We start from the raw sequence: 24,935 nt of genomic DNA on the forward strand, positions 1-24,935 counted from the left end.
GGGGCTGTACGGCCCCACCGGCCGCGCGAGGACTGGTGGGGTCGCCCGTAATCGGGTACCAACGATCGAGTAGCACCGATCAGTAACGTACGGTCCCCAAGATCCCGATTCGCGGCGAGGTGTGCCTCATGTCCGCAAGCCCAGTCAAGCCCTCAGTCAAGCCCTCAGCCAAACCCACCGTCACCGAGCGGGAAGCCCGTCAGGTGGCGGAGGCCGCCCGGGAGCAGGGCTGGCGAAAGCCCAGCTTCGCCAAGGAACTGTTCCTCGGCCGCTTCCGGCTCGACCTCATCCACCCGCACCCGCTCCCGCCCACCGAGGACGCGCGGCGCGGCGAGGAGTTCCTCGCCGAGCTGCGCGACTTCTGCGAGACGAAGATCGACGCCGCCCGCATCGAACGCGAGGCGCTGATTCCCGACGAGGTCGTCAACGGGCTCAAGGAGCTGGGCGCCCTCGGGATGAAGATCGACACCAAGTACGGCGGCCTCGGCCTCACCCAGGTGTACTACAACAAGGCCCTCGCCCTGGTCGGCTCCGCGAGCCCGGCGCTCGGCGCGCTGCTCTCCGCCCATCAGTCGATCGGCGTACCGCAGCCGCTGAAACTCTTCGGCACCCAGGAACAGAAGGACGAGTTCCTGCCGCGCTGCGCCCGCACCGACATCTCCGCGTTCCTCCTCACCGAGCCGGACGTCGGCTCGGACCCGGCGCGGCTCGCCACCAGCGCGGTGCCGGACGGCGACGACTACGTCCTGGACGGGGTCAAGCTGTGGACGACCAATGGGGTCGTCGCCGACCTCCTCGTCGTCATGGCCCGCGTCCCGAAGTCCGAGGGCCACAAGGGCGGCATCACCGCGTTCGTCGTCGAGACCGTCTCCGAGGGCGTCACCGTCGAACACCGCAACGCCTTCATGGGCCTGCGCGGCCTGGAGAACGGCGTCACCCGCTTCCACCAGGTGCGGGTCCCGGCCGCCAACCGGATCGGCCCCGAGGGCTCGGGCCTCAAGATCGCTCTGACGACCCTGAACACCGGCCGGCTGTCGCTGCCCGCGATGTGCGTCGGCGCCGGGAAGTGGTGCCTGAAGATCGCCCGGGAGTGGTCGGGCGTACGGGAGCAGTGGGGCAAGCCGGTCGCGCTGCACGAGGCGGTCGGCGCGAAGATCAGCTTCATCGCGGCCACCACCTTCGCCCTGGAAGCCGTCCTGGACCTCTCCTCCCAGATGGCCGACGAGAACCGCAACGACATCCGCATCGAGGCCGCCCTCGCCAAGCTGTACGGCTCCGAGATGGCCTGGCTGATGGCCGACGAACTCGTCCAGATCCGCGGCGGACGCGGCTTCGAGACCGCCGAGTCGCTCGCCGCCCGCGGGGAACGCGCGGTCCCCGCCGAACAGGTGCTGCGCGACCTCCGGATCAACCGCATCTTCGAGGGCTCGACGGAGATCATGCATCTGCTGATCGCCCGCGAGGCGGTCGACGCCCATCTGTCGGTCGCGGGCGACCTCATCGACCCGGACAAGTCCCTGTCGGACAAGGCGAAGGCGGGCGCGAACGCCGGTGTCTTCTACGCCAAGTGGCTGCCGAAGCTAGTCACGGGCGCGGGTCAACTACCCGGCTCGTACGCCGAGTTCAAGCACGAGGTCGACCTCTCCCCGCATCTCCGGTATGTCGAGCGCAGTGCCCGCAAGCTGGCCCGCTCCACCTTCTACGCCATGTCCCGCTGGCAGGGCCGGATGGAGACCAAGCAGGGCTTCCTCGGCCGGATCGTCGACATCGGCGCCGAACTGTTCGCGATGAGCGCGGCCTGCGTACGGGCCGAACTCCTGCGCGCCCAGGGCGAGAACGGCCGCGAGGCCTACCAACTCGCCGACGCCTTCTGCCGTCAGGCCCGTGTCCGCGTCGAGGAACTCTTCGGCCGCCTGTGGACCAACACGGACGACGTCGACCGCGCGGTGGTCAAGGGCGTCCTCGCCGGCACGTACACCTGGCTGGAGGAGGGCGTCGTCGACCTCTCGGGGGAGGGCCCCTGGATCGCGGACGCCACACCGGGCCCGACGAAACAGGAGAACGTCCACCGCCCCATCCGCTGACACCTGCCCAACGGCGTTTCTTTTCCCGGGAATTCACTGTCGTCCCCGGCGTCATTCTGTTGCTTGCCACACCGAAGAGGCGCGTCAACAATGGAAAGAATGGCGAACGGGGACGGCATCATATGCGCCGAGGTGCGGGGAAAAAGATCGGTGAGGAATTCGGTCGTGGATTTCCGGGGCTGCTGACGCATGCCCGTCGGCAGCTCGTAGAGGCCGATCTGGTGGGCGCGTTGAGGACCGTACGCAACGAAGTGCTGCCCCTCGCCGAGAAGTTGCGCGCGACCCAACCGGCCACTCTCGACGTGCACCGGGACGAGCTGGCGGTGCTCCTGAACGACTGCGCGCTCGCCGTGGTCGACGGCGAACCGAGGGCTCCGCTGCCCACCTTCGACCCGCCGTTCGTCCGGCGGATCGACGTCCGGGACGTCGACGGTCTGCTCGACGCCGGACGGCCGGGCGAACGGCCCGTGATCCAACAACTCTTCCGCAGCGCGACGGAGTACGTGAAGGACCCCGTACTGCGCGAAGTGATCAGAGCGAATCAGCAGGGCGTCCACATTCTCCAGCGGGCCAACCACTGGATCAGCATGCTGACGGACGCCGTGTAAGCGGAGTACCGGATGAACAGCTCGGTGTAGTGGGGGTAATTCCAGTGCCGGCTCTCGGACTCGACAACATCACCGGCCGCATCATGCGGGCCGGCGAGGGGCGGGTGCTGCGCAGGCTGCAGCGCACCGCCGAACAGGTGGCATCCCTCGAAGGAGACTTCGAGTCCATGACCGACGAGGAACTGGCCGCCGTGACCCCGGAGTTGAGGGAGCGCCACGCCGCCGGAGCCAGCCTCGACGAGCTGCTCCACGAGGCCTTCGCCGCCATGCGCGAGGCCGCCCGGCGCACCCTCGGCATGCGTCACTTCGACGTCCAGGTGATGGGCGGCGCGGCCCTGCACGAGGGCAACATCGCCGAGATGCACACCGGCGAGGGCAAAACCCTGGTCGCCACGCTCCCCGCCTACCTGAACGCCCTGTCCGGCAAGGGAGTTCACCTCGTCACCGTCAACGACTACCTGGCCCGGCGCGACGCCGAGTGGATGGGCCGGGCGTACGCGTTCATGGGCCTGACGGTCGGTGTGGTCCGCTCCGAGTCGACCCCGGCCGAGCGGCGGGCGGCGTACGCCTGCGACATCACGTACGGCACCAACACCGAGTTCGGCTTCGACTACCTGCGCGACAACATGGCCTGGTCGAAGGACGAACTCGTGCAGCGCGGCCACCACTTCGCGATCGTCGACGAGGCCGACTCCATCCTCATCGACGAGGCCCGCACCCCGCTGATCATCTCCGGCCCCGCCGACCAGGCCACCCACTGGTACGAGGCGTTCGCCCGGATCGTGAAGTCCATGCGGGGCACGGCCATCCAGGAGGAGCAGTTCATCAGGCTGGAGGACAAGGAGCGCCTGAAGGAGCTGCGGGCCGCCTACGACTACGAGTTCGACCCCAAGAAACGCACGGTCGCGATCCTCGACCGGGGCGTGGAACACGTACAGGACCAGCTCGGCATCGACAGCCTCTACGAATCCGACCACACCCCCCTCATCGGCCACCTCAACAACGCCCTCAAGGCGAAGGAGTTGTTCCGCAGGGACCAGGAGTACGTGGTCGTCGAGGGCGACGTCATGATCGTCGACGAGCACACGGGCCGTATGCTCGCCGGCCGCCGCTACAACGAGGGGCTGCACCAGGCGATCGAGGCCAAGGAGGGGGTCCGGGTCAAGGAGGAGAACCAGACCCTCGCGACCGTCACCCTCCAGAACTTCTTCCGCCTCTACGACAAGCTCTCCGGCATGACCGGCACCGCGATGACGGAGGCCGCCGAGTTCCACCAGATCTACGAACTCGGCGTCGTCCCCATCCCCACCAACCGCCCGATGGTCCGCACCGACCGGTCCGACCTGATCTACCGCACCGAGGTCGCGAAGTTCGAGGCGGTCGTCGACGACATCGCCGAGAAGCACGAGAAGGGCCAGCCGATCCTCGTCGGCACGACCTCGGTGGAGAAGTCCGAGTACCTCTCGCGCCGGCTCGCCAAGCGGGGCATCCGGCACGAAGTGCTGAACGCCAAGCAGCACGACCGGGAGGCGACGATCGTCGCCCAGGCGGGCCGCAGGGGCGCGGTCACGGTCGCCACCAACATGGCAGGACGCGGTACGGACATCATGCTCGGCGGCAACCCGGAGGCGCTGGTGGCGGCCGAGCTGCCCGAGGACGCGAGCCCCGAGGACCGCCAGGCGGTGCTCGACCGGGTGGCCGCCGAACGCCAGGAGGTCACCGACCTCGGCGGCCTCTACGTCCTCGGCACCGAACGCCACGACTCCCGCCGCATCGACAACCAGCTCCGGGGCCGCTCCGGCCGCCAGGGCGACCCCGGCGAGTCCCGCTTCTACCTCTCCCTCCAGGACGACCTGATGCGCCTCTTCCAGGCCCAGCTGGTCGACCGGGTGATGTCGGCGGCCAACCTCCCCGAGGACGTCCCCATCGAGAACAAGGTCGTCACGCGTGCCGTCGCCTCGGCCCAGGCCCAGATCGAACGCCAGCACTTCGAGTCCCGCAAGGACGTACTGAAGTTCGACGAGGTCCTCAACCGCCAGCGCACCCTGATCTACGCAGAGCGCCGCCGCGTCCTGGAGGGCGGCGACCTGCGCGAACAGCTCCACCACTTCATGGACGACACCGTCCGCGCCTACGTCCGCCAGGAGACGGGCGAGGGCTTCCCGGAGGAGTGGGACCTGGACCGCCTCTGGGGCGCCCTCCGCCAGCTCTACCCGGCGAAGCTGACGGTGGAGGCCCTGGAGGACGAACTGGACGGCCTCGCCAACCTGACGGCCGACCACCTGGCCGACGCGGTCGTCGCGGACATTCACGCCCGCTACGACGACCGCGAGCGGGAACTCGGCGCGGACACGACCCGCGAGCTGGAACGCCGAGTAATGCTGTCCGTCCTGGACCGCAAATGGCGCGAACACCTGTACGAGATGGACTACCTGCGCGACGGCATCGGCCTGCGCTGGACCCTCGGCCGTGAACCGATCGTCGAGTACGAGCGCGAGGGCTACGACATGTTCGGCGCGATGACCGACGCCATCAAGGAGGAGTCGGTCGGCTTCGTCTTCAACCTGGAGATCGAAACGACCCCGACCGACCTGCAACCGGACCCCCACCGCACCGACTCCCTCCACTTCACCGCCCCCACACTGGACACGGCGGATGGAGTGGTGGAGCGGGACGCGCGCAAGCGCCCCTGAGGGGCGCGGGGAACTGCGCGACAAGCCCCCACGCGCCCGCAGCCAAAGAACTACCTATCCAGCGAAGCGCTCAGCACTTCTTGTCACTGGGATCACTGGTCGTCCACTTGCAGTCATCCACCTTCGACCCGTTCGCTCTGGTCAGAATCGCCGTGTCACTGGTGTTGTTCCAGACATACCAACCCCGCTTCTGGAACTTGGTCGCCGCCGTATCCGTCCCCTTGCCCGTACGGATCTTCATCGTCTTGCCGGCACCGATCTTCAGGTTGCCGAACGTGTACTTGTGATTGGCGACGTCCTTCAGAATCCAGCCCTTGAGCGAGATCGCCGCCGAGCTGGTGTTCTTGATCTCCACCCACTCCCCGTTGAGGGAGGCGTTGGAGCCGTTGTCCGAGCCCGGACTGTCGAACCACACGTGCCGGATGACCACACCCCCGGCCGCCTCGGCCGGAGTGCTGAGAACCGCGCCGGTCAGGGCGACCGCGCCCACGAGCGCGGGCAGGGCTGTACGTCGGATGTGCATCGAGATCCCCCCAGGATTTCGTCCACGACTGACCGGTCGTCCACCGGTCAGGCCAGAAGAGATATCACATGATCTGTATGTCGGTTTCACTTATGGACGCTCACCCGAGGGACGCACTGTCCTCACTGTCGGTGGTTGCGGCCACAATGGAGAGATGACCGACAGTCCAGCCCCCCTCGCAGACCCGCACCTCGTCTTCGACCCCGTCGCCGGAGACGGCCCGCGGGATGTGGCGATCCTCGGTTCCACCGGGTCGATCGGCACCCAGGCCATCGATCTCGTGCTGCGCAACCCGGACCGCTTCCGGGTCACCGGGCTCTCCGCCGCGGGCGGCCGGGTCGCGCTCCTCGCCGAGCAGGCGCACCAGCTGCGCGTACGCACGGTCGCGGTCGCCCGCGAGGACGCCGTACCGGCCCTGCGCGAGGCGCTGAGCACGCGGTACGGCGCCGGGGAGCCGCTTCCCGAGATACTCGCCGGACCGGACGCGGCCACCCACCTCGCCGCCGCCGACTGCCACACGGTGCTGAACGGCATCACCGGCTCCATCGGCCTCGCCCCGACCCTCGCCGCCCTGGCGGCGGGCCGTACCCTCGCGCTCGCCAACAAGGAGTCGCTCATCGTCGGCGGCCCACTGGTCAAGGCGCTCGCGAAGCCGGGCCAGATCATCCCGGTCGACTCCGAGCACGCGGCCCTGTTCCAGGCCCTGGCGGCCGGCACCCGGTCCGATGTGCGCAAGCTCGTGGTCACGGCGTCCGGCGGCCCCTTCCGCGGCCGTACGAAGGCACAGCTGGCCGACGTGACGGTCGAGGACGCCCTCGCGCACCCCACCTGGGCGATGGGCCCGGTGATCACGATCAACTCCGCGACCCTCGTCAACAAGGGCCTGGAGGTGATCGAGGCACACCTCCTCTACGACATTCCCTTCGAACGCATTGAGGTGGTCGTGCACCCGCAGTCGTATGTCCACTCGATGGTTGAGTTCACGGACGGATCGACACTGGCCCAAGCCACGCCCCCCGACATGCGCGGCCCCATCGCGATCGGCCTCGGCTGGCCGGAGCGCGTACCGGACGCGGCACCCGCGTTCGACTGGAGCAAGGCGTCGACGTGGGAGTTCTTCCCGCTCGACACCGAGGCGTTCCCGTCGGTCGGCCTCGCCCGGCACGTCGGGCAGCTCGCGGGCACGGCTCCGGCAGTGTTCAATGCGGCGAACGAGGAGTGCGTGGAGGCGTTCCGGAGCGGCGGACTGCCCTTCAACGGGATCATGGAGACCGTGACGAAGGTGGTCGAGGAGCACGGCACCCCTCGTACGGGAACTTCCCTGACCGTCGCGGACGTCCTTGAGGCGGAGTCGTGGGCACGGGCGAGGGCCCGTGAAGTGACACGACAGACGAAGACGACCAAGACACAGCAGCAGTCGAAGACCCAGCAGACGAAGGCAGAGCAAGCCATGGCGACCGCGGAGGCCCGTGCATGACGACACTGATGATGATTCTCGGCATAGTCGTCTTCGTGATCGGCCTGTTGGTGTCGATCGCCTGGCACGAGCTGGGGCATCTCTCCACGGCGAAGCTCTTCGGCATCCGCGTACCGCAGTACATGGTCGGCTTCGGCCCGACGATCTGGTCGCGCAACAAGGGTGAGACCGAGTACGGCATCAAGGCGATCCCGTTCGGCGGCTACATCCGCATGATCGGCATGTTCCCGCCGGGCCCGGACGGCCGTATCGAGGCCCGCTCGACCTCCCCCTGGCGCGTGATGATCGAGGACGCGCGCGCCCAGTCCTTCGAGGAGCTGCTGCCGGGCGACGAGAAGCGCCTGTTCTACACACGCAAGCCGTGGAAACGGGTCATCGTGATGTTCGCGGGCCCGTTCATGAACCTGATCCTCGCGGTGGCGCTGTTCCTGACCGTCCTGATGGGCTTCGGCGTCTCCCAGCAGACCACCAGCGTCAGCTCGGTCTCCAAGTGCGTCATCGCCCAGAGCGAGGGCCGCGACGACTGCCGCAAGACCGACGTGGCCTCCCCGGCCGCCGCGGCCGGCCTCCAGGCGGGCGACAAGATCCTCTCCTTCGGCGGGGTCCAGGTCGACAACTGGAACAAGCTCTCGGACGAGATCCGCGCCAACCCCGGCAAGGACGTCGCGATCGTCGTCGAACGCAAGGGCGAGCAGCTCACCCTGAACGCGAAGATCGCCACGAACCAGGTCGCGAAGAAGGACTCCAGCGGCCAGATCGTCGAGGGCCAGTACGTCACGGCCGGCTTCCTCGGCTTCAGCGCGGCCACCGGCATCGTCCGCCAGGACTTCGGCGACTCGGTGACCTGGATGGGCGACCGCATGGGCGAGGCCGTCGACTCCATCGCGAGCCTGCCCGGCAAGATCCCCGCCCTGTGGAACGCCGCCTTCGACGGCGGCGAACGCGAGGCGGACTCCCCGATGGGCGTGGTCGGCGCGGCCCGCGTGGGCGGCGAGATCTTCACCCTGGACATCCCGCCGACCCAGCAACTGGCGATGGCATTGATGCTGGTGGCGGGCTTCAACCTGTCCCTCTTCCTCTTCAACATGCTCCCGCTGCTGCCGCTCGACGGCGGCCATGTCGCGGGCGCGCTGTGGGAGGCGCTGCGCCGGAACACGGCGAAGGTGCTGAAGCGCCCGGACCCGGGTCCGTTCGACGTGGCGAAGCTGATGCCGGTGGCCTATGTGGTGGCGGGCATCTTCATCTGCTTCACGCTCCTCGTCCTGGTGGCGGATGTGGTCAACCCGGTGCGCATCTCGTAGCCACACAGGGTTCGCCCCGGAGTTCGTGACGGCCGGGCACAGTGGGAGGACCCCACGGTGCCCGGTCGTTCCCCAATGAGTGGGTTTACGTGCGGGATGTGCTCGGGCTTGGGCGGGTGCCGTAATCTCGAAGCTCGGAGCCCGCTGTTCCCGGGACCGGACCTTGAACCACAACTTGGGGTTGCACAGCAGATGACTGCGATTTCTCTCGGCATGCCGTCCGTTCCGACCAAGCTCGCCGAACGCCGGAAGAGCCGGCAGATCCAGGTCGGTTCGGTGGCCGTGGGCGGAGACGCGCCGGTGTCGGTGCAGTCGATGACGACGACGCGTACGTCGGACATCGGCGCCACGCTTCAGCAGATCGCCGAGCTGACGGCGTCCGGCTGCCAGATCGTGCGGGTGGCGTGCCCGACGCAGGACGACGCGGACGCCCTGGCGACGATCGCGCGCAAGTCGCAGATCCCGGTGATCGCCGACATCCACTTCCAGCCGAAGTACGTGTTCGCCGCGATCGAGGCGGGCTGTGCGGCGGTGCGGGTGAACCCCGGCAACATCAAGCAGTTCGACGACCAGGTCAAGGAGATCGCGCGCGCCGCGAAGGACCACGGCACGCCGATCCGCATCGGCGTGAACGCGGGCTCGCTCGACAGGCGGCTGTTGCAGAAGTACGGCAAGGCGACGCCGGAGGCGCTCGTCGAGTCGGCCCTCTGGGAGGCATCCCTCTTCGAGGAGCACGACTTCCGGGACATCAAGATCTCGGTGAAGCACAACGACCCGGTGGTCATGGTCAACGCCTACCGCCAGCTCGCGGCTGCCTGCGACTACCCGCTGCACCTGGGTGTGACGGAGGCGGGCCCGGCGTTCCAGGGCACGATCAAGTCGGCGGTGGCCTTCGGCGCGCTGCTGAGCGAGGGCATCGGCGACACGATCCGCGTCTCGCTGTCCGCGCCGCCGGTCGAGGAGATCAAGGTCGGCAACCAGATCCTGGAGTCCCTGAACCTCCGCCAGCGCGGCCTGGAGATCGTGTCGTGCCCGTCGTGCGGGCGCGCGCAGGTCGACGTCTACAAGCTGGCCGAGGAGGTCACGGCGGGCCTGGAGGGCATGGAGGTCCCGCTGCGCGTCGCGGTCATGGGGTGCGTGGTGAACGGTCCCGGCGAAGCGCGGGAGGCGGACCTCGGCGTCGCCTCCGGCAACGGCAAGGGGCAGATCTTCGTGAAGGGCGAGGTCATCAAGACGGTGCCCGAGTCGAAGATCGTGGAGACGCTGATCGAGGAGGCGATGAAGATCGCCGAGCAGATGGAGGCGGACGGAATCGCCTCGGGCGAGCCGTCGGTGTCCGTGGCGGGCTGATTTCGCCCCCGCCGCCCCTACCCGTCCCATCCCTGGGGGCTGCGCCCCCAGACCCCCCTTTCGGCCTGAACGGCCTCGTCCTCAAACGCCGGACGGGCTGGGTGGGAAACCCGGCCTGGGGTGGACGGGCGGTGCCTCTCGAACGGCGGACAGGTTGAGCCACCCAGCCCGTCCGGCGTTTGAGGACAAGGCCCCGTTCAGGGCCGGAGCGGGGGTCTGGGGGCGGCAGCCCCCAGGGACGGCCACCAAAACCGACGGTTCCGACAAGGCAACGGCACCGGATACAGGGCGGCGCCGCTCAGCTTCCGCAGGTACAGTGCGGAGATCAGCAGACCGCATGGTGAGGCCCGCACGTGTTGACGCAGACCACCTCCCGGGTGCTCGAACCGGGCGACCTGGACGCCGCACTCGCTGTCCTCGGCCGCGAGCCGGTCGCGAACGCCTTCGTGACCTCCCGCGTCCAGATCGCGGGCCTCGACCCCTGGCGCCTCGGCGGCGAGATGTGGGGCTGGTACGAGGACGGCATGCTCACCAGCCTCTGCTACGCGGGCGCCAACCTCGTCCCGATCTGCGCCACCCCCCGCGCCGTACGCGCCTTCGCCGACCGCGCCAGGCGAGCGGGCCGCCGCTGCTCCTCCATCGTCGGCCCCGCCGAGGCCACCACCCAGCTGTGGCGGCTCCTCGAACCGAGCTGGGGCCCCGCCCGGGAAGTCCGCCGCCACCAGCCCCTCATGGTCACCGACCGGCTGCCCGACCCCTCCCTCATCGCCCCGGATCCCTACGTCCGCCGCATCCGCAAGGACGAGCTAGAGACGATCATGCCGGCGTGCGTGGCGATGTTCACCGAGGAGGTCGGCATCTCGCCGCTCGCCGGTGACGGCGGCCTCCTCTACCAGGCCAGGGTCGCCGAACTGGTCGGCTCCGGCCGCTCCTTCGCCCGCCTCGACGAACACGGCAGGGTCGCCTTCAAGGCCGAGATCGGCGCCGCGACCTCACAGGCCTGCCAGATCCAGGGCGTCTGGGTGGCCCCCGAATACCGGGGCCAGGGCCTCGCCGCCCCCGGCATGGCCGCCGTACTGCGCTACGCCCTCGCGGACGTGGCCCCGGTCGTCAGCCTGTACGTGAACGACTTCAACACCCCCGCCCGCAGGACGTATCTGAGGGTGGGCTTCCAGGAAGTCGGCGCGTTCATGAGCGTCCTGTTCTGAAACGACCCGGGTAGTCCGAAACAACCCGAGTCACCTGGGCGCACGGGCCTCAGCCACATCCGCCGCGCACCAGCGAAGCACCCTCCACACCCCCTGTAGTCTCCCGACATGCCGCGCTTCCCCGGTCATGGCCGCCATCACTCCCGCCCCCACGACGTGGTCGTCGGCCCTCTCGACCTCACCGCCCGGGTCGACGAGGCGCTCGCCGTCCAGGCCGTGGCGTTCGGACTCGGCGCCGACGAGGTCGCCGTACGCAGGCAGATCGTGTTGCGGCACCTGACCTACCCCGGCGCCCGCGCACTCGGCGCGACCACCCCCGACGGACGGCTCGCGGGGTTCGTCTACGGCATGCCGAACGACCGTACGCACTGGTGGTCCACCGTCGTCGAGCCGTATCTGCGCAGACAGGGCCACGACGGCTGGCTCGACGACTCCTTCGTGATCACCGAGCTGCACGTCCACCCGAGCTTCCAGAACGTCGGTGTGGGCCGCGCCCTGATCACCGCCATCACCGACAGCGCCGCCGAGCCCCGCTCGATCCTCTCCGCGATCGACACCGACAGCCCGGCCCGCGGCCTCTACCACTCCCTCGGCTACGAGGACCTGGCCCGCCAGGTCCTCTTCCCCAGCGCCCCGAAGCCGTACGCGGTGATGGGCGCCCCGCTTCCCCTGCGCAGGCGGTAGCGGGACCGTCCGGTCGATTTCCACAGCCCCGCACCCCCCGGCTAACCTCCTGCCATCACCCTTACGCAGCAGGAGTCGAGAATCATGGCCCAGGCCCAGGTCCAGCGCATGTCCCGTTTGATGGTCAAGACACTGCGTGACGACCCCGCCGACGCCGAGGTGCTCAGCCACAAGCTGCTGGTCAGGGCCGGTTATGTGCGCCGTACCGCCGCCGGACTCTGGTCCTGGCTGCCGCTCGGCAAGAAGGTCCTGGCCAATGTGGAGCGGGTCGTCCGCGAGGAGATGGACGCCATCGGCGCCCAGGAGGTCACGCTCCCCGCGCTGCTGCCGAGGGAGCCGTACGAGGCGACCGGTCGCTGGGAGGAGTACGGCCCCGAGCTGTTCCGCCTCAACGACCGCAAGGGCGGCGACTACCTCCTCGGCCCGACCCACGAGGAGATCTTCACCCTCCTGGTCAAGGACCAGTGCTCGTCCTACAAGGACCTGCCGGTGATCCTCTACCAGATCCAGAACAAGTACCGCGACGAGGCCCGCCCGCGTGCCGGCATCCTGCGCGGCCGTGAGTTCCTGATGAAGGACTCGTACTCCTTCGACACGGAGGACGAGGGCCTGGCCCAGTCGTACGCCCTGCACCGCGAGGCGTACCAGAAGATCTTCGCGCGACTCGGCCTCGACTACCGCATCTGCGCCGCCACCGCGGGCGCCATGGGCGGCTCCAAGTCCGAGGAGTTCCTCGCCCCGGCCGCCGCCGGCGAGGACACCTTCGCCGACTGCCCCAACTGCGACTACGCCGCCAACACCGAGGCGATCACGTACGCGCTCCAGCCGGTGGACGGTTCGGCCGTCCCCGCCCTCGAAGAGATCCCCACCCCCGAGACCCCGACCATCGAGACGCTCGCCGCGTACCTGGAGGTCCCCGCCTCCGCCACCCTCAAGAACCTCCTCGTCAAGGTGGACGGCGAGATCGTCGCGATCGGCGTCCCCGGTGACCGTGAGGTCGACCTGGGCAAGGTCGAGGCGCACTTCGCGCCCGCCGCCGTCGAACTCGTCACCGCCGAGGACTTCACGGGCCGCGACGACCTCGTACGCGGGTACGTCGGCCCGCAGGGCCTGGAGAAGGTCCGCTACTTCGCAGACCCGCGCATCGCCCCCGGCACCGCCTGGATCACCGGCGCCAACAAGGAGGGCCTGCACGCCAGGAACGTCGTCGCCGGCCGTGACTTCGAGGTCGACGAGTACATCGACTCCGTGGTCGTCCAGGAAGGCGACCCGTGCCCCGCCTGCGGCACCGGCCTCAAGCTGGACCGCGCCATCGAGATCGGCCACATCTTCCAGCTCGGCCGCAAGTACGCCGACGCCCTCAGCCTCGACGTCCTCGGCCGGCAGGGCAAGCCGGTCCGCGTGACCATGGGCTCGTACGGCATCGGCGTCTCCCGCGCGGTCGCGGCCCTCGCCGAGCAGCACGCCGACGAGCAGGGCCTGTGCTGGCCGAAGGAGATCGCGCCGGCCGACGTCCACGTCGTCGCCGCGGGCAAGGCCCTCCAGACCGAACTGGCACTCGACGTCTCCGACAAGCTGGCCGCGGCCGGCGCCCGGGTCCTGGTCGACGACCGCGCCGGCGTCTCCCCGGGCGTCAAGTTCACGGACGCCGAGCTGATCGGCGTACCGAAGATCCTGGTGGCGGGCCGCCGTTCGGCCGAGGGCGTCCTGGAACTGAAGGACCGCCGGACGGGCGAGCGCGAGGAACTGACGGTGGACCAGGCGATCGCCCGCCTGACCGCCACCGCCTGATTATTTAAATCCCGCTCTCAGAGAGTTCTCGGGAGGCGTATGGGCGCCTCACAGACTTCTCTCAGGCCGTTCCCCGAACGTAGGACGTGACACAGAGTCACGCCTACGGAGGGGAACGGCCATGACGGGCAGGGAGCGGGAGCGGAGAGCCGCCGCGGCGGTGCGCAGAGGGGTACGGCGTACGGCGGCCGTGGCGGCGGCGGTCTCACTGGCCGCGGCGGCCGGGGTGTTCGCCCTCGTCGGCACGATGGAGTCGGACGCGACGACGGCCGCGGGCAGTACGTCGGACTCGACGTCCAGTTCGACGTCCTCCAGTTCGAGCACCAGCACGGACACGAGCACCAGCACCGACACCAGTACAGACACGTCGTCCTCGTCGACGGACTCGTCCACGACGGACAGCTCCTCCTCGGACACCTCGGACTCCTCGTCGTCCAGCGACCTCCAATCCTCTTCCGACGACGTCACCTCCACCGACTCCAGCGGCTCCGCCGACTCCACCTCGGGGGCGTCGTGATGACGACCGCCGTCCGCCCCACGGCCGCCGCCGACTGGCGTGCCCTCGGTACCAGCGTCCGGCTCGTCACCACCGACCCGGCCCTGCTGGACTCCTGCAACCTGCTCCTGGCCCGCCAGCTGGCCGAGGTCGACGCCACGTGCAGCCGCTTCCGCGCCGACTCCGAACTCGCCGCCCTGGACGACACCGACGGCTGCCCGACCCGGGTCAGCCCGCTGCTCGCCGAGGCCCTGGCGGTGGCCCTGCGCGCGGCCGAGGCGACGGACGGAGCCGTGGACCCGACGGTCGGCTCGGCGCTGGAAGCCCTGGGCTACGACCGCGACTTCACCCTCGTCCAGGAGGACGACCGCCCGGTACGGCTCACCGTGCGGCGCGTCCCCGGCTGGCGCCGGATCCACCTGGACCGGGCGACCGGCACGGTCACCGTCCCGTCCGGTATCCGCCTCGACCTGGGCGCCACCGCGAAGGCCTGGGCCGCCGACCGGGCCGCGCGCACGCTGGCCGAGGCCGCCGGCTGCGGAGTCCTGGTGAGCCTCGGCGGCGACACAGCGGTCGCGGGCGAGCCCCCGGCCGGCGGCTGGCGCATCCGCGTCCAGGACATCACCGGCCCGGTGGACGAGGCGCCCGCCCAGGGCCCGTACGCCACGATCGGCCTCCACAGCGGCGGCCTTGCCACCTCCGGCACGGCCGCCCGCCACTGGCGCCGGGGCGAACACACCCTCCACCACATCATCAACCCGGACACGGGCCTCCCCGTCCACACCCCCTGGCGCACGGTCTCCGTGGCAGCGGCGAACTGCGCCGACGCCAACGCGGCGAGCACAGCGGCCTTGGTGAAGGGGAGGGGCGCGGAACGCTGGCTGACCGGGCTTGGCCTCCCTGCCCGGCTGGTGGCGGCGGACGGCACGGTCGTGACGACACCGGGCTGGCCCAGTTCGCCTGTCGGAGGCGGGTCTTCGGCACTTCTCAGCGCCACCCAGGCATCTTCAGCCTGTCCGGCGTTTGAGGACGAGGCCGTCCAGGCCGAAGGGGGGCCTGGGGGCACAGCCCCCAGCACCACCCGCACCACGACGGACCCGGAGGCAGCGGAATGAGCTCCGAGACCCTCTGGTACGCCAACCGCGCGACAGGCGCCGTATGTCTGGTCCTCTTCACCGTCGTCGTCCTCCTCGGCATCGCGGTGAGACTGAGAGGCAGGCTCCCGGGCCTGCCTCGATTCGGCACCGTCACCCTCCACCGCACCCTCTCCCTCTCCGCCACCGCCTTCCTCACGCTCCACATAGCCGCCGCAGTGATCGACGGCTACGTCGACATCACACTCCTCGACGCCGTCGTCCCCTTCGTCTCCGACTACCAGCCCCTCTGGCTGGGCCTGGGCACGGTCGCCCTCGACCTGATGCTCGCGGTGCTGATCACCAGCCTCCTCCGCGCCCGCCTCGGCCACCGCACCTGGCGTGCCGTGCACTGGCTCGCGTACGCGTCCTGGCCGATCGCCCTCGTCCACGGCATCGGCATCGGTACGGACACGGGTGCCGACTGGATGACCTGGCTGACCGTGTCCTGCGTCGCCGCCGTACTAGCCGCCTTCGGCATCCGCACGGCCCACGCCGTACGCGCCTCCCACCGGACCCCAACTGCCCTGCTCCGCACACCGGAACGCCCGCTCGAAGGGGCCCGCTCATGACCGCCACCTACACCGACATCTTCATGCCGCCCCGTCTGCTGGCCCCCGGCGGCGCCCCGGCCGACTTCGCGACGCACGAGCAGCGGTACGGGCCCGTCTCGTACGGCAACCCGGCCCAACTCCTGGAAACTGTCGGCCAGTCGGGCCTCACCGGTCGCGGCGGAGCCGCCTTCGCCACGTACCGCAAACTCGTCTCCGTGGCCGACGCCGGCCGCCGCACAGGCCGTGCCCCGGTGGTCGTGGCCAACGGCGCCGAGGGCGAACCCGCGAGCCACAAGGACAAGACGCTCCTCCAACTCTCGCCCCATCTCGTCCTGGACGGACTCCAGTTGGCGGCCGAGGCGGTCGGCGCGGGGGAGGCGTACCTCGCGGTGGAGGCGGGCGCGAGCTACCTGGAGGCGGCCCTCGCCGAGCGCCGCCGCGACCCGCTGACGGTGAAAGTCGTCCGCGTTCCCAAACGGTTCCTGTCGGGCCAGTCCTCCGCCCTCACCTCGTACGTCTCCGGCGGCGCCGCCCTTCCGCAGCACCAGCGCCCGCCGGTGCGGGAGCGCGGGGTGAACCGGGCCCCGACCCTCGTCCAGAACGTCGAGACCCTGGCCCACCTCGCCCTGATCGCCCGCTACGGCGCCGACTGGTTCCGCGCCGCGGGCACACCCTCGGAACCCGGCAGCGCACTCTGCACAGTGCATGTGCCCGGACGCGAAGTCCGGGTCGTCGAGGCCCCGTTCGGGATGCCGATCGGCAGACTGCTGCCACTGGGCCCCACGGGAGCGGTCCTGGTCGGCGGTTACCACGGCACCTGGATCCCGGCGTCGGAGGCAGCCCAACTCCCCCTGACCACGTCCTACTTGGGCGCAGGCGTACTCGCGATGCTCCCCGCCGACCACTGCGGCCTCGCCGAAACCGCCCGCGTCCTGCGGTACTTGGCCCTGGAGTCGGCCGGCCAGTGCGGCCCCTGCCTCAACGGCCTGCCCCGAATCGCCGCAGCCTTCCAGGCTCTGGCAACCCCGGGCCCCCAGGGCACGACCCGCACGGACATCGCCCGCTGGTCCGGCCTGGTCGAGGGCCGCGGCGCCTGCCACCACCCCGACGGCACGGTCCGCCTGGCCCGCTCGGCCCTGACCACCTTCGCCCCCGAACTGGACGCCCACGCAAGGGGCTTCTGCACGGCAACGACCCAAACCCCCCTGCTGCCAGTCCCCAACGACCGGACCTGACATGACCCACGAGACGACAACGATCGACATCGACTGGACGGCTTGCCAGGCCCACGGCCTGTGCGCCGAACTACTCCCGGAACACATCACATTGGACGAGTGGGGCTACCCACTCATAGACGGAGCCCCGATCCCCACCCGCACATTGAAACGAGCCCGCAGAGCAGCGACAGACTGCCCCGTCCTAGCCCTAAAACTGACGGCGAGGTGACCCACCTCAGGGGCGCGGGGAACTGCGCGACAAGCCACGACGCTCCCGCAGCCGACAACGAACCCTCAACCCTCAAAGCCACCCAGCAAACTCCAGCAACAACTCAGCATCCCGAGGCCGCCCCACCCGAAGCGCCCGAACCCCGGACTCCACAGCCCGAAACAACGTCCACCCCCGCAACCGCTCCTGATCCACATCCAACGACTCAGCAAGCCTCTTCACCCGCCGCCGAGTAATCGCAGCCCCCGAAGACGAAGCGATCAGATCCTCCACCCGATCCCGAACCAGCCGAGCAAGATCGAACGCACACTCCCCGACCACCGGATCAGGCCCCACCGCCAACCACGGCACCCGCTCACCGGCCAACACCTTGCTCTGCCGAAACGTCCCATGCAGCAACCGAACCTCGGGCGGCGCAACCAACAACTCCTCACGAGCCGCAAGTGCGGCCGAGACCAGCGGCGCCACCTCCGCACCGGCGCTCGCCGACATCACCTCGGCCTGCCGCCCGGTCCGAGAGGCCACCGTCTCGAACACCCCCTCCGAACCCGCAGGCGGCTCGACCCACAGCCGCCGCAACGTCCCCGCCGCCTCCAGCAGCGCCTTCGCCTCGGGCAACGACCGCACCGAAACATCCGGATGCAACCGCTCCAGCAACAGCACACCCTCCTCGGCGGAGTCGGCGGAGTCGGCGACCGGTTCCAGCAACTGCACCGCACCCACCCCACCCCAGTGCGCCAGCGCGACCCGCTCACTCTCCGGCCGGGCCCGGCGCGGCGCGAGCTTCAGGACGGCGGGCGTACCGTCCGCCCGCCGCACCAGCACCACCAGACTGCTCCGACCACCCGGAACCTGTACCCGCTCCACGGTCAACACGCGTAGATCCACGGCCTGTTGAGCCGCCGCAGGCACCCGCGCCAGCCAGTCGTCACCGTCCGGTGCCGTCTCGCCGAGCGCCCTCACCAGACGGGGCGGCGGTGCGAATGCCATGCGTGAGTCGTTTCCTTCCGGTACTCGGGACGCGGTACGCGGGATGCCGTACGGGCTACCCCGTGGGTGTCGCCGACGCCGACGCCGACACGGTGCTCGCCCGCTCGGCGAGCCCAGGGAAGGGTACGCTCCCGCCCCGCCACCGCACCGCCCGCACCGCGGCCTCCCGCAGTCCGTCGGCGCCCGTCCGGCGCCGCTCGCCCCCGGCTGCCCGGACCAGGTCGGAGTACACCCCGGCGACCCGCTCCTCCAGCTCGGCCGCGAGCCGGACGGCGGCGTCCGAGTCGGTCACCGCGAACGGCAGCGCGTACCCGGCGGAAGCCGCCACCGGTGTGCCCCCGAGGGCCCGCACCGCGCGCGCCAGCTCGTCGCGCCGGGCCCGATGGGCGTCGTACGCGGCCCGCGCCTCGCTCCGGCGGGCCTCGCCGATCAGCCCGCCGACGACCCCGTACCCGTACACCGCCGCGTGTTCGGCGCTGAGGGCGGCCTGGAGCGCGGTCAGCTCGGCGGTGTCCTTCTCGTCCTTCTTCGACTTCGCTCCGCTCACTTCGCGCCCTCCGTCAGCAGATACACATGCGCGGCCCCGGCCGCCGCCACCGAGGCCAGCAGCCGCGCCAGCTCGCCCGGTACTTCGAGGAGCGCCTTCGTACGCCGGTCCACGAGGATCCGCTCGGCGGCGGCGAGCCCGGCGAGGGCGTCCTGCTCGGTCGGCGGCGCCGTCGAAGCCGAAGCTGAAGGCGAGGCGGAGGTCGGTGTCGATGCCGGCGTCGGCTCGGTGCCCCCGAAGGCCTGCGCGTGCCGTACGACCTCGGCCCGTAGCTCCGACAGCCGCTCCGCCAGCACCGGGAACGCGGTGATCGCCGTGTCGTACTGCTGTACGAGCCCGGTGCTGTCGCTCGCCGCACGCGCGCGCGTGCGCTCGGCGACCGACGGGCTGCCGGAACTCGTGGCCGTCGAGTCGGACTCGGAGGTGCAGCCCGTCAGGAGGGCGGCGCCCGCGGCCGAGGCGAGCAGGGTCCTTCTGCGCGGACCCGCGGGGACTCCCAGCGGGGTGCGCGAGGGCGGGGGGAACGGCACGGCAGACGTCCTCGGAGGGCTCGTACGAACGGAGAGACCGCGGAATATTACGCAAGGGCAGCACGCCCGTGATCACCGTACCCGCGCCCCGGCCCGGCACCCGCCACCGGCGCAGCCGGGCCACCGACGGCGTTCCGGTGGACGGCAACACCCCCCGGGACCGGATACCCTTTGACCTGACACGCGACCTACCCACAACAGCACACGCGGCCGAGGAGTCACCCGGATGAGCACCACCCAGAGCGAGAGGCTTCGAGAGCTCCTGGAGCCGCTCGTCAGCTCGCAGGGTCTCGATCTCGAAGAGATCGCAGTGGAGTCCGTCGGGCGCAAGAGAGTGCTGCGGGTCGTCGTCGATTCCGACGACGGTGCCGATCTGGACGCGATCGCCGATGTGAGCCGCGCGCTCTCGGCGAAGCTCGACGAGACGGACGCGATGGGCGCGGGGGAGTACACCCTGGAGGTCGGCACCCCCGGCGCCGAGCGCGAACTCACCGAGCACCGGCACTACGTACGCGCCGTCGAGCGGCTGGTCAGGTTCCAGCTCACCGAGGGCGGCGGCGAAGTGGTCGGCCGAATCCTGACCGTGGACGACGAGGGCATGGACCTCGAAGTGCCGGGCGTGAAGGGCCGCAAGGCCACCGCCCGCCGGCTCGCCTTCGCCGACATCGACAAGGCCCGCGTCCAGGTCGAGTTCAACCGCAAGGACACCAAAGACAAGCAGGACATGACGGAAGAAGAGGAGGCGTAGCCGTGGACATCGACATGAGTGCCCTGCGGGGCTTGGTGCGGGAGAAGGAGATCTCCTTCGACCTGCTGGTCGAGGCGATCGAGTCGGCCCTCCTCATCGCCTACCACCGCACCGAGGGAAGCCGCCGCCACGCGCGTGTGAAGCTCGACCGGGACACCGGTCATGTGACCGTGTGGGCGAAGGAGGACCCCCAGGAGCTGGAGGAGGGGCAGGAGGCACGTGAGTTCGACGACACCCCGTCGGACTTCGGCCGGATCGCCGCCACCACCGCCAAGCAGGTCATCCTGCAGCGCCTGCGCGACGCCGAGGACGACGCGACGCTCGGCGAGTACGCGGGCCGCGAGGGCGACATCGTCACCGGTGTCGTCCAGCAGGGCCGCGACCCGAAGAACGTCCTCGTGGACATCGGCAAGCTGGAGGCCATCCTGCCGGTGCAGGAGCAGGTCCCCGGGGAGACCTACACGCACGGGCTGCGGCTGCGGTCGTACGTCGTACGAGTGGCGAAGGGCATGCGCGGTCCGTCCGTCACCCTCTCGCGCACGCACCCCAACCTGGTGAAGAAGCTCTTCGCGCTGGAGGTGCCCGAGATCGCCGACGGTTCCGTGGAGATCTCGGCCATCGCCCGTGAGGCCGGTCACCGCACGAAGATCGCCGTGCGGTCGACGCGCAGCGGTCTGAACGCCAAGGGGGCCTGCATCGGCCCCATGGGCAGCCGGGTGCGCAGCGTCATGGCCGAGCTGAACAACGAGAAGATCGACATCGTCGACTGGTCGGACGACCCGGCCGAGATGGTGGCGAACGCGCTGTCCCCGGCCCGGGTCACCAAGGTCGAGGTCGTCGACCTCGGGGCCCGCTCCGCGCGCGTGACGGTTCCCGACTACCAGCTGTCGCTGGCGATCGGCAAGGAGGGCCAGAACGCCCGCCTCGCCGCCCGGCTGACCGGCTGGCGCATCGACATCCGCCCGGACACCGAGCAGCCGTCCGAGCGGCCCGCCGAGCGGCCCCGCGACTAGGGCCGTCCCGCAGGTCGGCTGTGGGCTGTCCTGCGGGGGAATAGATCCAAGCCGCAGGTGGCTGAGATCACGACAACAACCGTTCGATCCTTATCTCGAATGAGTGAGGTCCGTACGGGGAGGTAGACTTAGGAGTGTCTGGCCGGACGCGAGCCCGCGTATGCCCTGAACGCACCTGTGTGGGGTGTCGGGAGCGAGCGGCCAAGAAGGATCTGCTGCGCATCGTGGCGATCGAGGGTGAATGCGCCCCCGATCATCGCGGTACGCTGCCCGGCCGGGGTGCGTATGTGCACCCCGCCCTGGTCTGTCTCGACCTGGCGGTTCGCCGCCGGGCGTTCCCAAGGGCACTGCGTGCCCCGGGAGCGCTCGACACGGCGACGTTGCGCCGGTACGTCGAGCAGGCAACACCGTAAGACGCGTCGCACGGAACCCCTGTGCGGCTCTGGTACCCCCCGCGAGTTGGAAGTAGGTCGAGATTGCGATGAGCACTCGATGAGCACGCGATGAGTACGCCCATGAAGTAGCGACGGTCCGGACGCAACCCGGACCTAAAAGGAGCGAAGTGGCTAAGGTCCGGGTATACGAACTCGCCAAGGAGTTCGGGGTGGAGAGCAAGGCTGTCATGGCCAAGCTCCAGGAACTCGGTGAATTCGTCCGATCGGCATCCTCGACGATCGAGGCGCCCGTAGTACGCAAGTTGACAGACGCCTTCCAGGGCGGGGGCAACGCCAAGCCCGGCGCCCCGCGCAAGGCTGCCCCCAAGCCCGGCGCGCCCTCCCCGGCGCAGTCGGCCCGTCCGGCTGCCCCGCGGCCGCCGGCTCCCAAGCCCGCCGTGGCCGAGCGCCCCGCGGCGCCCGCCGCGCCGAGTGCGCCGGTCACCCCGGTGACTCCGGCCCCCCAGGGTTCCCGTCCGACGCCGGGCCCCAAGCCCGCGCCGAAGCCGGCCCCCGCGGCACCCACCACGCCGGAGTTCACCGCTCCGCCGTCGGCGCCGGTCACTCCGGCCGCCGCCCAGGCTCCGCGTCCCAACACCGGTGCCCGTCCCGGCGCCCCGCGTCCCACCGGTGCCCGTCCTTCGGGTCCCGGTCAGGACCGGGGACAGGGCCAGGACCGCGGTCAGGACCGTGGCCAGGGCCGTGGTGAGCGTCCGGGCGCCTCGCGTCCGGGTGGCCAGGGCGCTCCGCGTCCCGGCGGTGCCCGTCCGTCCGGTCCGCGTCCGGGCAACAACCCCTTCACGTCCGGTGGCTCCACCGGCATGGCGCGTCCCCAGGCGCCCCGTCCGCAGGGCGCTCCGCGTCCCGGCGGCCAGGGTGGCCCCGGTGGCGCTCCCGGTGCCGGCGCTCCGCGTCCGCAGGGTGCGGGCGGCGGCCAGGGTGCTCCCCGTCCGCAGGGTGCGGGCGGCGGGCGTCCGAGTCCGGGCGGTATGCCTCGTCCGCAGGGTGGTCCCGGTGGCGCTCCGCGTCCCGGTGGCGGTCCCGGCGGCAACCGTCCCAACCCCGGCATGATGCCGCAGCGTCCCGCTGCGGGCACCCCGCGTCCCGGCGGTGGCCCTGGTGGCCGCGGTCCCGGTGGCGGTGGCGGTGGCGGTCGTCCGGGTGGTCCCGGCGGTGGCGGCGGCGGTCGTCCCGGTGGCGGTGGCGGCGGTTTCGCCGGTCGTCCCGGTGGCGGCGGCGGTGGCTTCGCCGGTCGTCCTGCCGGTCCCGGCGGTGGCGGTGGCGGCGGTTTCGCCGGCCGTCCCGGTGGTCCCGGTGGCGGTGGCGGCGGTCGTCCCGGCTTCGGCGGTCGTCCCGGTGGTCCGGGTGGCCGTGGTGGCACGCAGGGCGCCTTCGGTCGTCCCGGTGGTCCCGCGCGTCGTGGTCGCAAGTCGAAGCGGCAGAGGCGCCAGGAGTACGAGGCCATGCAGGCCCCGTCGGTCGGCGGCGTGATGCTGCCGCGCGGCAACGGACAGTCCGTCCGCCTGTCGCGTGGTGCGTCCCTCACCGACTTCGCCGAGAAGATCGGCGCCAACCCGGCGTCGCTCGTCGGCGTGATGATGAACCTCGGCGAGATGGTCACTGCCACGCAGTCCGTCTCCGACGAGACGCTGAAGCTCCTCGCGGACGAGATGAACTTCGTCCTCGAGATCGTCAGCCCCGAGGAGGAGGACCGCGAGCTGCTCGAGTCCTTCGACATCGAGTTCGGTGAGGACGAGGGTGGCGAGGAGTTCCTCGTCGCGCGTCCGCCGGTCGTGACCGTCATGGGTCACGTCGACCACGGCAAGACCCGTCTCCTCGACACCATCCGCAAGACGAACGTCGTCGCGGGCGAGGCCGGCGGTATCACGCAGCACATCGGTGCGTACCAGGTCGCGACCGAGGTCAACGGCGAAGAGCGCAGGATCACCTTCATCGACACCCCGGGCCACGAGGCGTTCACCGCCATGCGTGCCCGTGGTGCCAAGTCGACCGACATCGCGATCCTCGTGGTGGCGGCCAACGACGGTGTGATGCCCCAGACGATCGAGGCGCTGAACCACGCCAAGGCGGCCGACGTGCCGATCGTGGTCGCGGTCAACAAGATCGACGTCGAAGGTGCCGACCCGACCAAGGTGCGCGGTCAGCTGACCGAGTTCGGTCTGGTGGCCGAGGAGTACGGCGGCGACACGATGTTCGTCGACATCTCCGCCAAGCAGGGCCTCAACATCGAGAGCCTGCTGGAGGCCGTGGTCCTCACCGCGGACGCCTCGCTCGACCTGCGGGCCAACCCGGAGCAGGACGCGCAGGGTATTGCGATCGAGTCCCACCTGGACAAGGGCCGCGGTGCCGTCTCGACGGTCCTGGTCCAGCGCGGCACGCTGCGTATCGGCGACACGATGGTGGTCGGCGACGCTTACGGCCGCGTCCGGGCGATGCTCGACGACAACGGCAACAACGTCGAAGAGGCAACTCCGTCGACCCCCGTCCTGGTCCTGGGTCTCACCAACGTCCCGGGCGCAGGCGACAACTTCCTGGTTGTCGACGAGGACCGTACGGCGCGTCAGATCGCCGAGAAGCGGGCGGCGCGCGAGCGCAACGCCAACTTCGCCCGGCGTGGAGTCCGGTTCTCCCTGGAGAACCTGGACGAGGCGCTCAAGGCCGGTCTGGTGCAGGAACTCAACCTCATCATCAAGGGCGACGCGTCCGGTTCGGTGGAGGCTCTCGAGTCCTCGCTGCTCCAGCTCGACGTCGGCGAAGAGGTCGACATCCGCGTTCTGCACCGCGGTGTGGGTGCGGTCACCGAGTCGGACATCGACCTGGCGACCGGCTCCGACGCGATCGTCATCGGCTTCAACGTCCGCGCTGCGGGCCGCGCGGCCCAGATGGCGGAGCGCGAGGGCGTCGACGTCCGCTACTACTCGGTGATCTACCAGGCCATCGAGGAGATCGAGGCAGCCCTCAAGGGCATGCTCAAGCCGGAGTACGAAGAGGTCGAGCTGGGTACGGCGGAGATCCGCGAGGTCTTCCGCTCGTCCAAGCTGGGCAACATCGCCGGTGTGCTGGTCCGCTCCGGCGAGGTCAAGCGCAACACCAAGGCGCGGTTGCTGCGCGATGGCAAGGTCATCGCGGAGAGCCTCACCATCTCCGGTCTGCGTCGCTTCAAGGACGACGTCACCGAGATCCGCGAAGGGTTCGAGGGTGGTATCAACCTCGGCAACTTCAACGACATCAAGGTCGACGACGTCATCGCGACGTACGAGATGCGGGAGAAGCCGCGCGGCTAAGCGGTAGGTAGTGCGTGCAG

At 70.1% G+C, this 24,935-nt stretch carries 21 protein-coding genes and 1 pseudogene; 17 read left to right on the forward strand and 5 right to left on the reverse strand.

Annotation, left to right across the window (positions count from 1 at the left end; all coding sequences use genetic code 11):
• Positions 1-128: 128 nt before the first annotated feature.
• From ACWDR4_RS28095 to secA, 3 genes and pseudogenes are all read left to right on the forward strand, one after another.
• Positions 129-2,084: an acyl-CoA dehydrogenase family protein gene (locus tag ACWDR4_RS28095; protein WP_450412857.1), complete on the forward strand. Its 1,956-nt coding sequence runs from the start codon at positions 129-131 to the stop codon at positions 2,082-2,084.
• 122 nt (positions 2,085-2,206) lie between these two features.
• Positions 2,207-2,692, forward strand: a complete 486-nt coding sequence (locus ACWDR4_RS28100; protein WP_450412859.1) for a hypothetical protein — start codon at positions 2,207-2,209, stop codon at positions 2,690-2,692.
• Positions 2,693-2,775: 83 nt separating this feature from the next.
• Positions 2,776-5,259: pseudogene (secA, locus tag ACWDR4_RS28105) on the forward strand (preprotein translocase subunit SecA); the annotation flags it as partial.
• 196 nt (positions 5,260-5,455) lie between these two features.
• Here the strand turns inward: secA and ACWDR4_RS28110 are convergent.
• Positions 5,456-5,908: a lamin tail domain-containing protein gene (locus ACWDR4_RS28110; RefSeq protein ID WP_450412861.1), complete on the reverse strand. Its 453-nt coding sequence runs from the start codon at positions 5,906-5,908 to the stop codon at positions 5,456-5,458.
• A gap of 154 nt (positions 5,909-6,062) precedes the next feature.
• Between ACWDR4_RS28110 and dxr the strand changes: the two genes are divergently transcribed.
• The 6 genes from dxr to ACWDR4_RS28140 all read left to right on the forward strand — a co-directional run bounded on the left by dxr (position 6,063) and on the right by ACWDR4_RS28140 (position 13,719).
• A complete protein-coding gene (dxr, locus tag ACWDR4_RS28115) occupies positions 6,063-7,385 on the forward strand; it encodes a 1-deoxy-D-xylulose-5-phosphate reductoisomerase (protein WP_450412863.1) in 1,323 nt (440 codons plus the stop codon).
• A gap of 8 nt (positions 7,386-7,393) precedes the next feature.
• Complete coding sequence (locus ACWDR4_RS28120; RefSeq protein ID WP_450412937.1) at positions 7,394-8,686, forward strand: M50 family metallopeptidase; 1,293 nt, start codon at positions 7,394-7,396, stop codon at positions 8,684-8,686.
• Positions 8,687-8,878: 192 nt separating this feature from the next.
• Positions 8,879-10,036 (forward strand): flavodoxin-dependent (E)-4-hydroxy-3-methylbut-2-enyl-diphosphate synthase, encoded by a 1,158-nt coding sequence (gene ispG, locus ACWDR4_RS28125; protein ID WP_105974985.1) that lies wholly within the window; start codon positions 8,879-8,881, stop codon positions 10,034-10,036.
• A 353-nt stretch (positions 10,037-10,389) separates the two neighbouring features.
• Positions 10,390-11,244, forward strand: a complete 855-nt coding sequence (locus ACWDR4_RS28130; protein ID WP_450412866.1) for a GNAT family N-acetyltransferase — start codon at positions 10,390-10,392, stop codon at positions 11,242-11,244.
• Positions 11,245-11,352: 108 nt separating this feature from the next.
• The gene (locus tag ACWDR4_RS28135; RefSeq protein ID WP_450412868.1) at positions 11,353-11,928 is read left to right on the forward strand and encodes a GNAT family N-acetyltransferase; all 576 of its coding nucleotides are present in this window, start codon (positions 11,353-11,355) and stop codon (positions 11,926-11,928) included.
• A gap of 84 nt (positions 11,929-12,012) precedes the next feature.
• Positions 12,013-13,719 carry a proline--tRNA ligase gene (locus ACWDR4_RS28140; protein WP_450412870.1) on the forward strand — a complete coding sequence of 569 codons (1,707 nt, stop codon included), beginning with the start codon at positions 12,013-12,015 and terminating at the stop codon, positions 13,717-13,719.
• Between the two features lie 48 nt (positions 13,720-13,767).
• Here ACWDR4_RS28140 and ACWDR4_RS28145 read toward each other — a convergent pair whose 3' ends face one another.
• A complete protein-coding gene (locus ACWDR4_RS28145) occupies positions 13,768-14,220 on the reverse strand; it encodes a hypothetical protein (RefSeq protein ID WP_450412872.1) in 453 nt (150 codons plus the stop codon).
• A gap of 15 nt (positions 14,221-14,235) precedes the next feature.
• Between ACWDR4_RS28145 and ACWDR4_RS28150 the strand changes: the two genes are divergently transcribed.
• From ACWDR4_RS28150 to ACWDR4_RS28165, 4 genes are read left to right on the forward strand one after another with little or no spacing between them, the layout of a single operon-like run.
• The gene (locus ACWDR4_RS28150) at positions 14,236-15,330 is read left to right on the forward strand and encodes an FAD:protein FMN transferase (protein WP_450412874.1); all 1,095 of its coding nucleotides are present in this window, start codon (positions 14,236-14,238) and stop codon (positions 15,328-15,330) included.
• Positions 15,327-15,920, forward strand: a complete 594-nt coding sequence (locus ACWDR4_RS28155) for a ferric reductase-like transmembrane domain-containing protein (RefSeq protein WP_450412876.1) — start codon at positions 15,327-15,329, stop codon at positions 15,918-15,920. Before ACWDR4_RS28150 ends, ACWDR4_RS28155 begins: the two co-directional genes overlap by 4 nt.
• A complete protein-coding gene (locus tag ACWDR4_RS28160) occupies positions 15,917-17,137 on the forward strand; it encodes an NADH-ubiquinone oxidoreductase-F iron-sulfur binding region domain-containing protein (RefSeq protein ID WP_450412878.1) in 1,221 nt (406 codons plus the stop codon). Before ACWDR4_RS28155 ends, ACWDR4_RS28160 begins: the two co-directional genes overlap by 4 nt.
• A gap of 1 nt (position 17,138) precedes the next feature.
• Positions 17,139-17,348, forward strand: coding sequence for a ferredoxin (locus tag ACWDR4_RS28165; protein ID WP_450412880.1), 210 nt, complete (start codon positions 17,139-17,141; stop codon positions 17,346-17,348).
• A 72-nt stretch (positions 17,349-17,420) separates the two neighbouring features.
• Here ACWDR4_RS28165 and ACWDR4_RS28170 read toward each other — a convergent pair whose 3' ends face one another.
• The 3 genes from ACWDR4_RS28170 to ACWDR4_RS28180 are packed head-to-tail and all read right to left on the reverse strand — an operon-like array spanning position 17,421 to position 19,415.
• The gene (locus ACWDR4_RS28170; protein ID WP_450412881.1) at positions 17,421-18,338 is read right to left on the reverse strand and encodes an aminoglycoside phosphotransferase family protein; all 918 of its coding nucleotides are present in this window, start codon (positions 18,336-18,338) and stop codon (positions 17,421-17,423) included.
• A gap of 55 nt (positions 18,339-18,393) precedes the next feature.
• Positions 18,394-18,885, reverse strand: coding sequence for a ferritin-like domain-containing protein (locus ACWDR4_RS28175; RefSeq protein WP_450412883.1), 492 nt, complete (start codon positions 18,883-18,885; stop codon positions 18,394-18,396).
• Positions 18,882-19,415: a hypothetical protein gene (locus tag ACWDR4_RS28180; RefSeq protein WP_450412885.1), complete on the reverse strand. Its 534-nt coding sequence runs from the start codon at positions 19,413-19,415 to the stop codon at positions 18,882-18,884. Before ACWDR4_RS28180 ends, ACWDR4_RS28175 begins: the two co-directional genes overlap by 4 nt.
• Positions 19,416-19,641: 226 nt before the next feature.
• On the opposite strand from ACWDR4_RS28180, the gene rimP reads away from it, so the two are divergent.
• The 4 genes from rimP (at position 19,642) to infB (ending at position 24,915) form a co-directional block, all read left to right on the forward strand.
• Positions 19,642-20,163 (forward strand): ribosome maturation factor RimP, encoded by a 522-nt coding sequence (gene rimP, locus ACWDR4_RS28185; RefSeq protein ID WP_450412887.1) that lies wholly within the window; start codon positions 19,642-19,644, stop codon positions 20,161-20,163.
• A 2-nt stretch (positions 20,164-20,165) separates the two neighbouring features.
• Positions 20,166-21,176 (forward strand): transcription termination factor NusA, encoded by a 1,011-nt coding sequence (nusA, locus tag ACWDR4_RS28190; RefSeq protein WP_450412889.1) that lies wholly within the window; start codon positions 20,166-20,168, stop codon positions 21,174-21,176.
• A 134-nt stretch (positions 21,177-21,310) separates the two neighbouring features.
• Positions 21,311-21,589, forward strand: coding sequence for a YlxR family protein (locus ACWDR4_RS28195; protein ID WP_450412891.1), 279 nt, complete (start codon positions 21,311-21,313; stop codon positions 21,587-21,589).
• A gap of 149 nt (positions 21,590-21,738) precedes the next feature.
• The gene (gene infB / locus ACWDR4_RS28200; protein WP_450412893.1) at positions 21,739-24,915 is read left to right on the forward strand and encodes a translation initiation factor IF-2; all 3,177 of its coding nucleotides are present in this window, start codon (positions 21,739-21,741) and stop codon (positions 24,913-24,915) included.
• The last annotated feature ends 20 nt before the right edge of the window (positions 24,916-24,935 follow it).

Source organism: Streptomyces sp. NPDC000878, from assembly GCF_053599695.1.

Excerpts from the sequence above, each read along its gene's own strand:
- ACWDR4_RS28095 (WP_450412857.1), top strand. The coding sequence starts at position 129 with ATGTCCGCAAGCCCAGTCAAGCCCTCAGTCAAGCCCTCAGCCAAACCC.
- ACWDR4_RS28100 (WP_450412859.1), top strand. The coding sequence starts at position 2,207 with ATGCGCCGAGGTGCGGGGAAAAAGATCGGTGAGGAATTCGGTCGTGGA.
- ACWDR4_RS28110 (WP_450412861.1), bottom strand. The coding sequence starts at position 5,908 with ATGCACATCCGACGTACAGCCCTGCCCGCGCTCGTGGGCGCGGTCGCC.
- dxr (WP_450412863.1), top strand. The coding sequence starts at position 6,063 with ATGACCGACAGTCCAGCCCCCCTCGCAGACCCGCACCTCGTCTTCGAC.
- ACWDR4_RS28120 (WP_450412937.1), top strand. The coding sequence starts at position 7,394 with ATGATGATTCTCGGCATAGTCGTCTTCGTGATCGGCCTGTTGGTGTCG.
- ispG (WP_105974985.1), top strand. The coding sequence starts at position 8,879 with ATGACTGCGATTTCTCTCGGCATGCCGTCCGTTCCGACCAAGCTCGCC.
- ACWDR4_RS28135 (WP_450412868.1), top strand. The coding sequence starts at position 11,353 with ATGCCGCGCTTCCCCGGTCATGGCCGCCATCACTCCCGCCCCCACGAC.
- ACWDR4_RS28140 (WP_450412870.1), top strand. The coding sequence starts at position 12,013 with ATGGCCCAGGCCCAGGTCCAGCGCATGTCCCGTTTGATGGTCAAGACA.
- ACWDR4_RS28150 (WP_450412874.1), top strand. The coding sequence starts at position 14,236 with ATGACGACCGCCGTCCGCCCCACGGCCGCCGCCGACTGGCGTGCCCTC.
- ACWDR4_RS28155 (WP_450412876.1), top strand. The coding sequence starts at position 15,327 with ATGAGCTCCGAGACCCTCTGGTACGCCAACCGCGCGACAGGCGCCGTA.
- ACWDR4_RS28160 (WP_450412878.1), top strand. The coding sequence starts at position 15,917 with ATGACCGCCACCTACACCGACATCTTCATGCCGCCCCGTCTGCTGGCC.
- ACWDR4_RS28165 (WP_450412880.1), top strand. The coding sequence starts at position 17,139 with ATGACCCACGAGACGACAACGATCGACATCGACTGGACGGCTTGCCAG.
- ACWDR4_RS28170 (WP_450412881.1), bottom strand. The coding sequence starts at position 18,338 with ATGGCATTCGCACCGCCGCCCCGTCTGGTGAGGGCGCTCGGCGAGACG.
- rimP (WP_450412887.1), top strand. The coding sequence starts at position 19,642 with ATGAGCACCACCCAGAGCGAGAGGCTTCGAGAGCTCCTGGAGCCGCTC.